Here is a 14,676-nt window from a genome sequence, read left to right on the forward strand (position 1 = left end):
GTGTCACCGTCTGGACGGGGAAACTCTCATGGCCCTCGGCGCCACGTTCGCCGCGCTGCGCCACCGCAACTACCGGATCTGGGCCGCGGCCGGGTTCGTGTCGGTCATCGGGACCTGGATGCAGGTCCTCGGCGTCAACTGGTTCGTGCTGGCCGAAACCGGATCGGCCACCTCGATGGGGTTCACCGTCCTGCTCCAGGCCCTGCCCACGCTGGTGCTGAGCGTCTGGGGTGGCGCGCTGGCCGACCGCGTGCCCGCGAAGCCGCTGCTGATCGGCGCCCAGGCCGCCCACGCGCTGCTCGCCGCCGGGCTGGCCGTGGTCGCCGTCACCGGAGCCGGCGGCCTCCCGGCCATCTACGCGATCTCGCTGGCCACCGGGGCCGTGTCGGCGATCGAGGGGCCGGTGATGGGCCGCTGGGCCTCAACCCTGGTCGACCGGGAGAGCCTCGGCAACGCCCTCGCGCTCGGCTCGCTCACCAACTCCGCCGGGCGCATCCTCGGCATGAGCCTCGGCGCCGTCGTGGTCGCCGCCGTGGGCCCCGCGCTGCTCTTCGCCGTGAACGCCGCGAGCTTCGTCGCGGTCGTCGTGGCGCTGTTCGCCGTACGCGAGGGGGAGCGGCACGCCGGCGAGCCGGCGCCGGCCGACGTGGCACCGGCCGACGGCGGCATCCGGGCGGGCTTCCGCTACCTCAGACGCCAGCCCGTGGTGCTGGTGGCCCTGGCGCTCTCCTTCGTGCTCGGCAGCCTGGGCCGCAACTACCAGGTCACCATGGCCGCCATGAGCGACGGGCCGCTGCACGGCGGCGCGTCCGGCTACGGCTTCCTCTCCACCGTCTTCGCCGTCGGCACGGTGCTCGGCGCCCTGTTCGCGGCCCGCCGCGCGGAACTCGGTTACGCGGTGCTGGTCGGGGCCGGCCTGCTGGCCAGCGGGCTGCAGATCGTCGCCGGGCTGGCCCCGGGCACGCTGAGCTTCGCCGCGGTGATCCTGCCGGTGGCGGCCGCGGCGGTGATCATCGACACCACGGTCGGCGCCCGGGCCCAGCTCGACACCGACTACGCCATGCGCGGGCGGGTGCTGGCCGCCCTGGCGGTCACCGGCTCGATCTCCGCGGCCGTGGGCGCGCCGCTGCTCGGCTGGCTCGCCGAGCACGCCGGCCCCCGGCAGACCCTGGTGCTGGCCGGCACGGTCACCGCCGTCGCCACCGCGGCGGCCGGGGTGGCCCTGGACCGGCTCCGCGAGCGCCGGCTGGCGCACCGGCTCACCCTGGTGCTGGCCGCGCCCGCCGCCCGCCCGATCCGCCGGGTCGCCACCACGGCCGTCCGGGTCGTCCGCCCGGCCGGTGCGGGGCTCGTTGCCGCGACCGCCACCGCCGCCCGGGTCGTCCGCCCGGCCGGTGCGGGGCTCGTCGCCGCGACCGCCACCGCCGCCGGCGTCGTCCGCCCAGGCGCTGCGCGGCTGGCCCCCGCGACCGCCGCGACCGCCGCAGCGCTGCCCCGGCCGGCTGTTCTGCCCGGCGCGTCCCCGGTGGCGCTCCCCGGCGGCGCGGCCGGTGCGCGTCCCGGCGCCGGCCGGCTCCGGTCGAGCCGGGCCGCCCGCGCGGCGCACGACTGCGCGGCCTGCGCCCCCCACCGGGGCCGGCGCCGCTCCCGGTGGACCGCACTGCGGTCGCCGTACGCGCACCGCGACGGCTGCCCCGCCGCCTGATCGGGCGTCGCGGCCGGGTGAGCGAGGTCATGCCGCCGCGGCGCCGCGCGGGGCCCGACGGCGCGAAGATCGTCACTACGCTGCGGGTATGGACGTCGAGGTACGCCTGCGGCGGATCCGCCGATGGCTCTGGGTCGTGGTGGTGGGGCTGTTCCTCAGCGGGGTGACCGCGTTCCCGCTGGAGCTGGAGGTGCGCTGGCTGCTCCGGGCGCTCGACCCGCTCGCCGGCCAGTTCCCGGCCCTGGTGGACTGGATCGAGCGGGTCCACACCGGACTGGTCGAGACCGGCGAGCGCTACCCGTTCATGCTCTACGGCACCGACTGGCTCGCCTTCGCGCACCTGGTGCTCGCGGTGGCGTTCTGGGGGCCGCTGCGTGACCCGGTGCGCAACGTCTGGGTGGTGCAGCTCGGCATGATCGCCTGCGCCGGGATCGTGCCGCTCGCGCTGATCTGCGGGCCGGTGCGGGACATCCCCTGGTTCTGGACGCTGGTCGACCTCTCCTTCGCGGTCGGCGCGTTCCCGCCGCTCTGGTTCGCGTACCGGCACATCCGGGCGATCGAGGCGGCGACCCCGGCCACGGCCGCTCCCGTGGCGGCCTGACCGGCCGGGCCCGCTCCCAGGGTGGTGGAGCGGGCCCCGGCCGGCGCCGGTCAGCGATCCAGCAGCTGGTGGGCCGCCCGGATCCCGGTCCACGACTTCGGCTGGGCCGGAGCCACCGCGGCCCGTGCGGCGGCGGCCGGCTCCGGGCGCCCGGCGGTGAACAGCCAGGTGGTGAAGACCGCGTCGAGGTCCCGGCCGGAGATCCGCTCCGCCAGCGCCTGGAACTGGGCGATCGTGCCGTTGCCGTAGCGGTGCTCGGCGGTCCAGGCCGGCAGGATGCGGAAGAACGCCTCGTCGCCGACGGCCAGCCGGAGCTGGTGCAGCGCCATGGCGCCCCGGTCGTAGACCGCGTCGGCGAAGACGTCGCCGGCGCCCGGGTCACCGGGGAGGACCTGCCAGAACTCCGAGTCGGCCGGGTAGCTGGCGTAGGTGAAGTCGAACAGCTCCTGGGCGGTGCCCTCGCCCTGCTCCTCCGACCAGAGCCACTCGGCGTACGAGGCGAAGCCCTCGTTCAGCCAGATGTTGCGCCAGTCGGCCACCGAGACCGAGTCGCCGAACCACTGGTGGGCGTTCTCGTGCACCACCACGTACGTGTTCGAGCCGCGCCGCCAGAAGCCGGGGCCGTAGACCGGGCGGCTCTGCGTCTCCAGGGCGAAGCCGATGCCGTCGACCGGGCCGGCCACGCCGCCCTGCGCCTCGAACGGGTACGGCCCGAACACGCCGCTCTCCCAGTCGATCACCTCGGCGGTGCGTTCGATGCTGGCCCGGGCGGCCGGCGCGCGCTCGCCCAGCGTGGTGCTGTACGCGTTCACCACCGGCTGCCCGTTCGGCGCGGTGTCGGTGACGATGTCGTACTGCCCGATGGCCAGGAACGCCTGGTAGGTGGCGCCCGGCTTGACGCTGCGCCAGCTCCACCGGGTGCGGTTGCCGGCCTCGGGGAGCGGGGCGCGCGGCTGCACCCCGTTGCTGATCACCTCGACGCCGGTCGGCACCGAGACGGAGACGTCCCAGGTGGCCTTGTCGGTCGGGTGGTCGTTGCTCGGGTACCACCACCAGGCCGACTCGGGCTCGTTGACGGCGAGCGCGCCGTCGGCGACCCGGGTCCAGCCCGTGTAGCCCTGGACCAGGGTCTCCGACGGGACGCCGGCGTATTTCACCACGACGGTGAGCTGCTGTCCCTTGAGGATCGGCCGGGGCGCGGTGACCACCAGCTCGTGCGCGCCCTCCCGGGCGAAGCCGGCCGACCAGCCGTTGACCCGGACCGACTCGACGTCGAGGGCGAAGTCGAGGTTGAACCGGGACAGGTCCTGGGTCGCGGTGGCCAGGACTGTGGTGGTGCCGCTGAGCCGGTCGGTGGCCGGCTCGTAGCGCAGCCGGATGTCGTAGTGGCCGACGTCGTAGCCGCCGTTGCCGTAGTCGGGGAAGTAGCTGTCGCCGAGCCCGGGGCTGCCCGGGGCCGGGGTGGCCGCCGCGGGCTTCTTCGGCCGGCCCCAGCCCGGTAGGGCGGCCTGGCCGGGGGCGCCGGTCACGACGGTGCCGGCGGTGGTGACGGTCAGGGCGGCGATGGCCGCCGTGAGAGCGCGTCGCACGGGTGGACTCCCTCCATCGGGGTGTACGACCGCCAACCTAATCGACGGTTGTGAACGCGTCTGCCCCCGGAGGCGAGCCACGGCTATTCAATTTATGCCGATGTTTCGATAGGATTACCGACTAGTAACAAGCTTTCGACCCCCCTGGCCACGCGCGCGGTCAACGGGCTCCACCACCCCTGTCCCGTGGAGGTCCTGTCATGTCCCGTCGCGTCCGCACCGCCCTGGCCGCGCTGCTCGCGGCCGTCCTCGGCGCCGTGCTCGTCCCCGGCGTCGCCAAGGCGGCCACCGTCAACTACGTCGCCCTCGGCGACTCCTACTCCTCCGGCGTCGGGGCCGGCCCGTACGACCTCTCCACCTGCCTGCGCAGCCAGAAGTCGTACGCCCCGCTCTGGGCCGCCGCGCACGCGGTCACCAGCTTCAAGTTCCCGGCCTGCGGCGGCGCGGTCACCGCCGACGTCATCAACAGCCAGGTGAACTCGCTGAGCACCGGCACCACCCTGGTCACCGTCACCATCGGCGGCAACGACGCCGGCTTCGCCGACGTCATCACCAGTTGCCGGTTCGGCAGCACCTCGACCTGTGAGGGCGCCGTCAACGACTCCCGGGCCTTCGCCACCGCCACCCTGCCCGGCCGGCTCGACAACACCTACGCCGCCATCCGGAACCGGGCGCCCAACGCCCGGCTGGTGGTGCTCGGCTACCCGCGGCTGTTCGAGACGAACTACTGCGGCCTGCTGGCCATGAGCACCTACAAGCGGACCATCCTCAACCAGGCCGCCGACCTGCTCGCCACCGTGATCGCCGACCGGGCCCGGGCGGCCGGGGCCACCTTCGTCGACGCCCGGCCGTTCTTCGCCGGCCACGGCGTCTGCGCCGCCGACCCGTGGATCAACGACGTGAGCGGGCTCATCGAGGCGTACCACCCGGACGCCGACGGCTACCGCCACGGCTACCTGGCCGCGCTGACCGCCGCCATCGGCTGACCGACGCGAGGCGGCCGGCGGTCCCTTCCGGACCGCCGGCCGCCTGCCGCTGTCGCCCCGCCGGTCAGCGGGCCGTGGCCAGCTCGCCGGTCAGCTCCGGCTCGGTGTACCGGGCCGGCGGCGTGCCGTGGCGTCCCCGCGCCGCCCGGCGGCCGGAGGGCACGGCCAGGGCGGCCAGCGCGGCGGCCACCGAGATGCCGGTGAGCAGCAGGAAGCCCATGGTGAACCCGGCCTCGCGGGGCAGCCCGCTCGCCTGCGGGTGGGCGGTGATCACGGTGCTGGCCACCGCGGCGCCGATCGCGCCGCCGATGGTGCGGATGTTGGCGTTCATGCCGGTCGCCACGCCGGTCTGCCGGGCCGGCACGTTGGCCACGATCAGGTTGGCCATCGAGGCGAAGGCCAGCCCGATGCCGAGCCCCACCAGGCCGCCGGCCACGCCGATCTCCCAGCGGGTGTCGTGCGCGACGGTCAGCATGGCGGCGGCGAGCACGTTGAACACGGCGCCCGTGGCCAGTTGCGCCTTGGCGCTGAACCGGGCCGCCAGCCGGCCGGCGACGAGACCGGCGACGAACATGCCGACCAGCATGGGCAGCATGAGCAGCCCGGCCTGGGTGATGCTCGCGCCGAAGCCGTACCCGGCGCTGGTCGGGATCTGCACGAACTGCGGCAGGAAGGCGTAGACGGCGAACATCGAGGCGCCGTAGAGCAGTGCGACCAGGTTGGTCGTCCAGACCGCGGGCAGGCGCATCATCCGCATGTCGATGAGCGGGTTCGCCGAGCGGGCCTCGGCCACCAGCCAACCGGCCAGGAGCACGGCGGCGAGCGCCAGCAGCCCGGTCACCCGGCCGGAGGTCCAGCCCCAGGCCGCGCCCTTGCTGACCGGCAGCAGCAGCGCCACCAGCCAGCCGGAGAGGAGCAGGGTGGCCGCCCAGTTGACCCGGCCCGGGGTACGCACCGGCGACTCCGGCACGAAGCGGTGCGCCGCGAGCGCGGTGAGGCCCACGACGACCATCGGGATCCAGAACAGCCAGCGGTAGCCCAGGGTGGCGACGATCGGTCCGGCCAGCACGACGCCGAGGCCGCCGCCGGCCGCGACGATCGCCGAGATGGCCGCGACGGCCGAACTGACCCGGGCGGCGGGGAACTCGTCGCGGATGATGCCGAACGAGAGCGGGAAGACGGCGCCGCCGATGCCCTGGACGACCCGGGCGACGATGAGCATGCCGATGTTGGGCGCGACGGCCGCCAGCAGGCAGCCCAGCGCGAGCGCGGCGAGGGAGACGACCAGGGTCCGCTCCTTGCCGACCATGTCGCCGATCCGGCCGAGGACCGGGGTGAAGATCGACGCGGACAGCAGGTAGGCGGTCAGCACCCAGGTCACGGTGTTCTGCGAGGTGTGCAGGTCGTGCTGGATGGTGGGCAGCACCGGGGTGATCAGCGACTGGAGCATCGCGAAGAAGCCGGCGCCGGCCGCGAGGACGAGGAAGGTCAACCGGCGCGAGTCGCGCCGGACGGTGTCGATCACGGAAATGGCTCCCGTTCGCATGACGTGGGAAAGGTCTTCCGGGGGCCGCTCGCGCGGATCAGCGACGGTGGCGGCCTCGGGCGGGCTGAGGTGTCTCAGCGGGTTGCGGGCATGGTGGGACCTCCCGGGTCCGAATGTCTGGTTCGCCGGTCGCAGTGGGTGGGATCGGCGGGGAAAGCCGGAGTAAGCTATCCGGAGGCAAGGCTCCGGTCAGTTCCGGAGGGGTGCCTCCACTAACGTAGCGGAGGGATGCCTCCGTTTGCAAGACGAAAGGGGTGACGCGCGTCATGGCCAGCGCCGAGCAGGTCGGGGAGGTCTTCGCACGCCGCCCGAAGCGGGCCGATGCCCGGCGGAACTACGACGCGCTGATCGTCGCCGCCCGGGAGGTGTTCGGCGAGTCCGGCGCGGGCGCCTCGCTCGAGGAGATCGCCCGGCGGGCCGGGGTCGGCATCGGGACGCTCTACCGGAACTTCCCGAAGCGCAGCGACCTGTTCGAGGCGGTCTACGTCGAGGAGGTCCGCGCGCTCAGCGCCTCCGCCGCCGATCTGGCGGACGTGCCCCCGTGGGACGCACTGGTCGCCTGGCTGCACCGGTTCGTCGCCTACGTCGGCACGAAGCGCGCCCTCGCCGAGGAGCTGGTGCACGACTCCGAGGTGTTCCGCAGCTGCCGCACCGAGATCTACGCCGCGGGCGAACCGCTGCTGCGCCGCGCCCAGGAGGCCGGTGCGGCCCGGCCGGACGCCAGCTTCGAAGACGTGGTGCGGCTTATCAGCGGCATCATGGCCTACCAGTTCATGGAGCCGGCCCAGCGCGAGCGGGTGCTGACCATCGCCCTGGACGGTCTGCGCCACCCGGCGGCGTACCGCTGACGCTCCGGCCGGCCGCGCCGGCCGCGCCGGCCGCGCCGGCCGCGCCGGCCGAGACCGGCTGACCGTCCCCACCCGGCGGATTCACGAGGGACCGTCGGGGTCACCGGCGTTGCGCCAGGTGTCGACAATGGTGCGACACCCGCCGTGACCCGGAGGTGACGATGCGCGAACCGGCGATCCGGTCCCGGCCCCCTCGGGAGAAGCTTCCGGCGGGCGGCCTCGAACTGCTCCACCTGCTGGCCCGGCTGCTCCGGCGGCCCCGCCGCGGCGACCGGCGGCTGCCGCTGCTCTGGCTGGTCCGGCCGGCGGGTGACGGCGCGGCCGGCGCCCTGCTGCGCCGCTTCGTCGGCCAGGGCACCCGGCGCCGCGTCCCGCACGCCGTGCTGGACCTGACCGCCCGCCCGGCGGCCGACGCCGCGCGCCCCGGGCCCGACGACGTCGCGGGAGTGCTGCGCGAGCTGCACCGGCAGCTCTCCGTGGAGGCGTTCGGGGCGGCCCGGCTGCGGTTCCGGCACTACCCGCTGGCCGACTGGCTGATGCACCAGAGCCTGGCGGTCGGGGTGGACGCCGCGGACAGCGGCCGGGCCGCGCTGGTCCGCCAGCTGCGCGATTGGCGGGGCCGCCGGGCCGGCGACGATCCCCAGGTGGGCGGCGGCTCCGCCGTCGGCACCGCGCTCCAGGTCCTGCTCTGGCTGCTGCGCCGGGCCGTGCCGAGCGTGGTCTTCCGGATCGCCGTCTCCGGCCGGGTGCCGGTGTTCGGGCGGCAGTACCGCTGGTTCATGCGGCAGCAGTACCTGGCGCCCCGGCAGTCCGTGACGTTCCTGGGCTTCGCCGAGCGGCTCACCGCCGGCTGGCGCGACGGCGAGCACCCGGCCCAGGTGGAGAAGCTGCTGCTGCACGCCTTCCTGGAGGACCTGCGGCAGGCGTACCGGCGGCGGTTCTGGCGGCCGGGGGACTGGCGGCGGACCGCGTACCCGGTGCTGCTGCTCGACGGGGTGGCCACCGACAACGTCGGGCACACCCTGGTCCGGCTGCTCGACGAGGTACGCAACGAGACCGGCCGCAACGACCCGCTGCTGGTGGTGGCGGTCGCCGCGGATCCGCCGCCGGAGCCGGCCGCGGCCCGCCCGGTGGTCCAGGCCGAGGAGGCGTACGAGGAGTGGGCCGAGGCGCTGCCGGAGATCCGGCGGCTGCGCCGCCCCGGCGCGTGGCTCGTAGTGCTGCGGATCGACGGCGACGACCTCGGCGCCCCGGTGGGCGTCGCCCCGCCGGCGCTGGTCGCGCCCGATCCACCCTGGTGGTCGCGGCGGTTCCTGCCGGCCGCCGTGGCCCTCGTGCTGGTGGTCGGGGTGGGCGTGTGGGCCACCGGGCGGTGGGCCCCGGACTGCCGCCCCTGGCCGACCGACCGGGTGAGCGTGCGACTGGTCGGCGGCGAGTGCGTCGGCTACAGCGACACCGCCGGCCAGGTCTTCAACAGCGAGCCCGGCCAGGACCGGCTCCGCGCGGTGCAGCGGCGCATCTTCGCGCAGAACCGGGCCGCCGAGGAGGTGTGGCGGCGCAGCGACCACCGCCGGCCCTACCTGACCCTGGTCTACCTGGGCAGCCTCACCGGCAACCGGACGCGGGCGGACGAGGAGTCCTACGTCTCCGAGCGCGAGGAGCTGGAGGGCATGGCGACCGCCCAGTACGCGCTGCTCAAGGAGTCGGCCGCGGCGGACGACGCGGCGCTGCTGCACATCGTGGTGGCCAACGCGGGCCGGCAGATGCGGCACGCCGGCGAGGCCGTCCGGCTGCTGGAGGGGCTGGCCCGCGACGACCCGACGGTGCTCGGCGTGGTGGGGCTCGTGGACAGCCGCACCAGCACGGCGTCGGCGCTGCGGGAACTCAACCGGGTCGGCCTGCCCGTGCTCGCGCCCACCCTGTCGGCCGACCGGATGGACGCCAACTCCAGCCTCTACCTGGCCATGTCGGCGCCCAACCGGGAGCAGGTCCGGATGGTCGAGGCGTACGCCCGGCAGGTGCTGCGGGTGGGGGAGGCGCACGTCTACTGGACCACCGGCGAGGGCAGTTCGCTGGCCGAGGACCTCTACGTCGCCACCCTGGTCGACGGGCTGCGGGAGCGGTTCGGCAGCCGGCTCACCCGGCTCGACGAATGGCGCAGCGGGCGGCGGATGACCCAGGAGTGCGGCTACTCCGGGATGCTCTTCTTCGCCGGGCGCTGGTCGGAGTTCGACGGGTTCCTGCGGGCGCTCAAGGAGTGCGGCGGCGACCCGCCCCGCCACCTGGTCACCGACGACTCGGTGAACCGCTACATGGCCAACCCGGGGCTGCGGGCCAGCGCACCGGGCAATCTGCCGGTGACGTACGTGTCGAAGGCCGCCCTGGCCACCTGCGCCGCGCTGCGGGCCGCGCAGGCGCGGCGCGACGACGCCCGGGGCAGCTTCCTCACCTGGATCGGCGCGGACGACCTGCTCGACCCGCCGCGCTGCCGCGACGGCGCCAACCCGCCGGTCGGCGAGCGGGTCAGCCTCGCCTACGACGCCTCGATGATGATGGTGCGCGCGCTGGAGAGCCTCGCCGCGCGGCTGCGGCACGCCGACACCGGCCGGCGCTGGGACCCTCGCGCGGTGAACCCGGTCGGGGTGCACGCCGAGGTGCTGCGGCAGAACGCCGCGGGCGGCTACCCGGGGGTCGGCGGCCTGGTCCGGTACGCCCCGGACTCCGGCGAGCCGGTCGCCAAGCGGCTGGCGCTGCTCACCGTGGCCCGGGTGCCCGACGTGGCCGCCCCGCCGGTCGAGGTGTTCGCCTGCGGGGTGGCCGACGGCGGCCCGGACCCGGGCTGCCGCCCCCGCTGACGGCGCGACGGCCGGCGGCCCCCGTGGCGCCGCCGGCCGTCACCGCCGGGTCAGGACGCGTCGACGTCCGCGTTGCTGGGCCGGCCCCACGGGCCGGTGATCGCGAAGACGTAGCCCGGGGACTGGATGTTGGCGAACAGGATCTTCCCGTCCGCGCTGAACGTCGGGCCGGTGAACTCGCTGTCGTTGAGCTCGTTGCGGGCCAGCGGGTACGCCTTGCCCTGCTCGGTCACGCCGACCAGGTGCGACACGCCCTCGCCGTCCTCGGCCAGGATCACCCCGCCGTACGGGGAGACGGTGATGTTGTCCGGGCCGTCGTAGTTGCCGTTGTCCGCCTCCGGGTCGGGGTTCACCCCGAAGATGGTCTTCAGCGTCACGGTCTCGGTGCGCGGGTCGTAGAACCAGACCTGGCCGTCGTGCTCGTTGACGCTGCCGTCGTCGTGCCGGGCGAAGCTGGCCACGAAGTACGCGCCGCCGTCGGCCCACCAGGCGCCCTCCAGCTTGCGGCTGCGGGTCACCTCCGCGTCGGTGAACTGCTTGCGCACCGAGACGGTCCGGGCGTCCCGGTCCGGCACGTCCACCCACTCCACCTTGTAGCGGGTGCCAGGGGTGGTGGCCTCGGCGAGGTCGGCCACGTGCTGGTCGCCCCGGAAGCAGTGCATCGCCTGGAGGCGGCCGGCGGTGTCGCCGTCCGGCCGCTGGGCGAGCGCGCGCAGCGCACCCTTGCCGGCGCGGAACCCGGCGGGCGGGGTCCACCGGAAGTAGAGGCCGTTCGGGCCGCCCGCGTCCTCGGTCAGGTAGATGGCGTGGGTGTACGGGTCCACCGCGACCGCCTCGTGCGAGTAGCGGCCGAGGAACTTCAGCGCCACCGGGTTCTGGTTGGCGGCCCGGTCGTGCGGATCCACCTCGAAGACGTACCCGTGGTCCTTCTGGTACTTCCCGCCGGCTCGCTGCTCGGTCTCCTCGCAGGTCAGCCAGGTGCCCCACGGGGTGATGCCGCCGGCGCAGTTGTTGTGCGTGCCGGCCACGCTGACGTACTCGCGCAGCCGCCGGCCCTGCCCGTCCACCTCGATGGTGGTGGTGCCGCCCGCGGCGCCCGGGTCGTAGGTGAGACCGGCCAGCGCCGGCACCGGGAACGGCTCGCCGCCGCCGATCTCGTGGTTGTTCACCAGCACCGACCCGTTGGGGCCGAGGAAGCAGCCGGTGCCGTCCGCGTCGCTCGGGGTGGCCTGCCCGGACTCCAGCAGGGTCACGCCCGCCTGGGCGACGATGGTGTAGGAGAAGCCGGGCGGCAGGGCCAGCAGGCCGGCCGGGTCCGGGACGAGGTCGCCGTAGCCGACCGCCGGGCGGGTCGCGGCCCGGGCCGTCGCCGGGCCGGCGATGGCTTCCAGGTTGCCGGCCACCACGATGCCGAGGCCGGCCGCCGCGCCGCCGTGCAGCAGGGCGCGCCGGGAGATGGGGGAGGAGGTCACGTCGTTGCCTTCCTGTTCACATCGTTGCTCAGGGCAAAGGCAAGTGCGGCCGGGGGAACGGCGTCCGGCGGGAATGGCCACCGTGGGATGAACAGTGGGCCAACGTCGGGTGCGCGCCGCGTACTGTGCCGGGCCGGCGCGCGTCCGTTAGGGTTCCCCTCGATCAGGTGGTGCGGCGTCGGAGGGCGGACGGTGGGCAGGCTCGCGACGGCGTACCGGCAGGCGGTCGCCCTGCACCGGGAGGCCCTGCGCCGCTGGGAGGCCGCCCGGCGCGCGCTGGCCGCCGCCGGCCCGGCGCCCGTCGGCAGCCCGGAGCTGGTGGCGCGGCTGGCCCGGCTCGGCGGCGAGCTGGCCGGCCCGGTGCCCGGCACCGCCCGCGCCGCCACGAACCCCGTTCCGGTACGCCTCGGCGAGGCGACCACCGTGGACGGCGGTTTCCCGGTGCTGGTGCCGCTGGGCGCGGGCGCCCACCTCGCGGTCGACACCGACGCCCGGGACACCCGGGTCGGCGAGCTGCTGCGGGCGCTCGTGGTGCGGCTGCTGGCCGCCGCGCCGGACGGCACGGTCCGGGTGGCCGGCATCGACCCGGCCGCGTTCGGCGCCACCTTCCTGCCGCTGCGCCCGCTGCTCGACGCCGGCGTGCTCGCCCCGGCCGCCACCACCGTCGCGGAGACGGCCGCCCTGCTGGACGCGGCGGAACGGCACGCCCGCGACGCCCAGGGGGTCGCGCCCGAGGACCGGGAGCTGCTGCTGGTGGTCGCCGCGTCCGCCCCGCCGTCGCGGGAGCTGGCCCGGCTCGCCGCGCTCACCCACGCCGGGCCCGCCGCGGCGGTCTGCGTGCTGCTGGCCGGCCACCCGCCGGCCGGGCCGGGCGAGGCCCCGCCGCTCGGCGCCACCACCCAGCTCCGGCTCAACGAGCGGTACGCCCTGGTCGGCGACCCACCCGGCCGGCCGTTCAGCGCCGACGGCAGCGGGCTGGCCGCCCCGGTGGTGCTCGACGGCGACCCGTCCCACGCCACCGTGACCGGGCTGGCCGGGCAGCTCGCCGCGGCCACCCGGCGGGCCACCGCGGTCACCTTCGCCGACCTGCTGCCGGCCCGGCGCTGGGCCGAGTCGTCCGGCGCCGGGCTGCGTACCGTGCTCGGCCGCGCCGTGCGCGGGGTCCGGCTCGGCGCGGCCGACGCCGTCGGGGGAGCGGCCAGCCGGGAACCGGTCACCGTGGCCTTCGACGACGCCACCCCGCACTGGCTGGTCGGCGGGCGCACCGGCGCCGGCAAGACCGTGTTCCTGCTCGACGTGCTCTACGGGCTGGCCGCCCGCTACTCCCCGGCCGAACTCCAGCTCCTCCTGCTCGACTTCAAGGAGGGGGTCAGCTTCACCGAGTTCGTGCCCACCGAGCGGGACCCGTCCTGGCTGCCGCACGCCCGCGCCGTCGGCATCGAGTCCGACCGCGAGTACGGCGTGGCCGTGCTGCGCGAGCTGCGCGCCGAGCTGACCCGCCGGGCCGACCTGCTCAAGCGGCACGGTGTCAGCAAGCTCGCCGACCTGCCGCCGAACGCCCGGCCGCCCCGGATCGTCACGGTGATCGACGAGTTCCACGTCCTGTTCGCCGGCAACGACCCGCTGGCCCGGCAGGCCGTCGACCTGATCGAGGAACTGGCCCGCAAGGGCCGCTCGTACGGCCTGCACCTGGTGCTGGCCAGCCAGAGCACCACCGGCATCGAGGCCCTCTACGGCCGGGCCGAGGCGATCTTCGGCCAGTTCCCGCTCCGGGTCGCGCTGCCCGGCGGGGCCGCGGTGCTCGATCCGCTCAACGACGCCGCGAAGGCGCTCGCCGTGGGCACGGCCGTGGTCAACACCGCCGGCGGCGCGGCCGGCGCGGACACCGAGGTCCGCTTCCCCGACGCCCACGCCGCCGCGGCCGACCTCGCCGCCCTGCGCCACGAGCTGTTCGCCGCCCGCCCCGCCGGCGCCCGCCCGCCCGCCGTCTTCCGGGGGTACGAGACCCCCCGGCTCGCCGACGACCCCACCTGGGCCGGCCTGGCCCCGGGCGCCGAGCCGCCGCTCGCCCTCGTCGGCCGCGCCGTCGACGTGGCCGGCAGCCCGGCCGGGTTCCGCCTCGACGCCAGCCCGGGCCGGCACCTGGCGGTGGTCGGCACCGCCGCGAGCGGCGTGGACGTGCTCCGGTCGGCCGCCCTCAGCCTGGCCCGGCAGCACGCCCCCGGCACAGCCCGCTTCCTGTTCGCGCCGCTGGCGCCCGGGACCACGGAGACCGCCGACGACCTGGCCATGACCCTCGCGGCCGCCGGCCACCCGGTCCGCCGCCTCGACGCGGCCGGGCTGAGCACCCACCTCGCCGACCTGGCCGCCGCGCCCGCTCCGGGCGCTGGCCGGACCTACCTCGTGGTGTTCGGGATGGACGCCGCGGCTGGGGCGCTCGCCGCGACCGACCCGGAGACGTTCCGCTCCGGCCACGACGACCTGCGGGCGGTGCTGCGCCAGGGGCCCGGGCACGGGGTGCACCTGCTCGGCTGGTGGCGGGGGCTGCGCCGGCTGGCCGAGGATCTCGGCGGCAGCCAGAACCGCGACGACGTGGCCTGCCTGGTCGCGCTGAACGTGCCCGCCGCCGACCTCGGGCTGCACCTGGGGGCGCACGACCTCGCCTACGCCCCGCGCGACGCCCGGGCCCTGCTGGTCGACCGGCACGAGCACCGCACCGCGCTGATCGTGCCCTTCGTCGGCGACGGGGACGAGTCGTGACCGGGTTCGACGAGTACGCGGCCCTGCTCCGGGAGCTCTCCACCCGGCAGCGGGGCGGGGAGCGGGCGGTCGCCGCCGAGGCGGAACGCCGGCGTGCCCTCCAGTCCACCGTGGACCAGCTCGGCCGGCGGCTCGCCGCCCAGGGGCAGCGCCTCGACCAGCTCGGTCAGGCCATCAACCTGCCGATGCGGTCGGTCCCGGCCGAGGCGCCCAGCGCGCCGGCGGTTCCGGTGGGCGCCCCGCCGGCGGCGGGATCGAGCGCGCCGGCCGCGGGATCGACTGTGCCCGCGGCGGGATCCGCCGCCCCCGCCGCC

9 protein-coding genes and 1 pseudogene are annotated in these 14,676 nt (G+C 75.7%); 7 read left to right on the forward strand and 3 right to left on the reverse strand.

Features of this window, described 5'->3' with window-relative positions; genetic code table 11:
• The first annotated feature begins 28 nt into the window (after nucleotides 1-28).
• Both IEY96_RS13720 and IEY96_RS13725 read left to right on the forward strand, forming a co-directional pair.
• Complete coding sequence (locus IEY96_RS13720) at nucleotides 29-1,705, forward strand: MFS transporter (protein WP_229791582.1); 1,677 nt, start codon at nucleotides 29-31, stop codon at nucleotides 1,703-1,705.
• An 88-nt stretch (nucleotides 1,706-1,793) separates the two neighbouring features.
• Complete coding sequence (locus IEY96_RS13725; RefSeq protein WP_189195181.1) at nucleotides 1,794-2,306, forward strand: hypothetical protein; 513 nt, start codon at nucleotides 1,794-1,796, stop codon at nucleotides 2,304-2,306.
• A 50-nt stretch (nucleotides 2,307-2,356) separates the two neighbouring features.
• Here the strand turns inward: IEY96_RS13725 and IEY96_RS13730 are convergent, their stop codons facing one another.
• Nucleotides 2,357-3,895: a M1 family metallopeptidase gene (locus IEY96_RS13730; protein WP_189195182.1), complete on the reverse strand. Its 1,539-nt coding sequence runs from the start codon at nucleotides 3,893-3,895 to the stop codon at nucleotides 2,357-2,359.
• 200 nt (nucleotides 3,896-4,095) lie between these two features.
• On the opposite strand from IEY96_RS13730, the gene IEY96_RS13735 reads away from it, so the two are divergent.
• Entirely contained in the window at nucleotides 4,096-4,881 is a 786-nt protein-coding gene (locus tag IEY96_RS13735) for an SGNH/GDSL hydrolase family protein (protein ID WP_189195183.1), read from the forward strand.
• 64 nt (nucleotides 4,882-4,945) lie between these two features.
• Here IEY96_RS13735 and IEY96_RS13740 read toward each other — a convergent pair whose 3' ends face one another.
• Entirely contained in the window at nucleotides 4,946-6,406 is a 1,461-nt protein-coding gene (locus tag IEY96_RS13740) for an MFS transporter (RefSeq protein WP_229791583.1), read from the reverse strand.
• A 275-nt stretch (nucleotides 6,407-6,681) separates the two neighbouring features.
• Between IEY96_RS13740 and IEY96_RS13745 the strand changes: the two genes are divergently transcribed.
• Together IEY96_RS13745 and IEY96_RS13750 are read left to right on the forward strand one after the other, a co-directional pair.
• The gene (locus tag IEY96_RS13745; protein ID WP_229791584.1) at nucleotides 6,682-7,275 is read left to right on the forward strand and encodes a TetR/AcrR family transcriptional regulator; all 594 of its coding nucleotides are present in this window, start codon (nucleotides 6,682-6,684) and stop codon (nucleotides 7,273-7,275) included.
• A 161-nt stretch (nucleotides 7,276-7,436) separates the two neighbouring features.
• Complete coding sequence (locus IEY96_RS13750) at nucleotides 7,437-10,130, forward strand: hypothetical protein (RefSeq protein ID WP_189195186.1); 2,694 nt, start codon at nucleotides 7,437-7,439, stop codon at nucleotides 10,128-10,130.
• 50 nt (nucleotides 10,131-10,180) lie between these two features.
• On the opposite strand, the gene IEY96_RS13755 is transcribed toward IEY96_RS13750, so the two are convergent.
• Nucleotides 10,181-11,602, reverse strand: coding sequence for an alkaline phosphatase PhoX (locus IEY96_RS13755; protein ID WP_189195187.1), 1,422 nt, complete (start codon nucleotides 11,600-11,602; stop codon nucleotides 10,181-10,183).
• Nucleotides 11,603-11,794: 192 nt separating this feature from the next.
• Between IEY96_RS13755 and IEY96_RS13760 the strand changes: the two genes are divergently transcribed.
• On the forward strand, nucleotides 11,795-14,362 hold the full coding sequence (locus IEY96_RS13760) for an FtsK/SpoIIIE domain-containing protein (protein ID WP_229791585.1): 2,568 nt from the start codon (nucleotides 11,795-11,797) through the stop codon (nucleotides 14,360-14,362).
• A pseudogene (locus IEY96_RS32635) lies at nucleotides 14,359-14,676 on the forward strand (hypothetical protein); the annotation flags it as partial. The gene IEY96_RS13760 and the pseudogene IEY96_RS32635, both read left to right, overlap by 4 nt.

This window comes from Micromonospora fulviviridis, from assembly GCF_014648395.1.
In the GTDB taxonomy this organism is placed as follows: domain Bacteria; phylum Actinomycetota; class Actinomycetes; order Mycobacteriales; family Micromonosporaceae; genus Micromonospora; species Micromonospora fulviviridis.

Excerpts from the sequence above, each read along its gene's own strand:
- IEY96_RS13720 (WP_229791582.1), top strand. The coding sequence starts at position 29 with ATGGCCCTCGGCGCCACGTTCGCCGCGCTGCGCCACCGCAACTACCGG.
- IEY96_RS13735 (WP_189195183.1), top strand. The coding sequence starts at position 4,096 with ATGTCCCGTCGCGTCCGCACCGCCCTGGCCGCGCTGCTCGCGGCCGTC.
- IEY96_RS13750 (WP_189195186.1), top strand. The coding sequence starts at position 7,437 with ATGCGCGAACCGGCGATCCGGTCCCGGCCCCCTCGGGAGAAGCTTCCG.
- IEY96_RS13725 (WP_189195181.1), top strand. The coding sequence starts at position 1,794 with ATGGACGTCGAGGTACGCCTGCGGCGGATCCGCCGATGGCTCTGGGTC.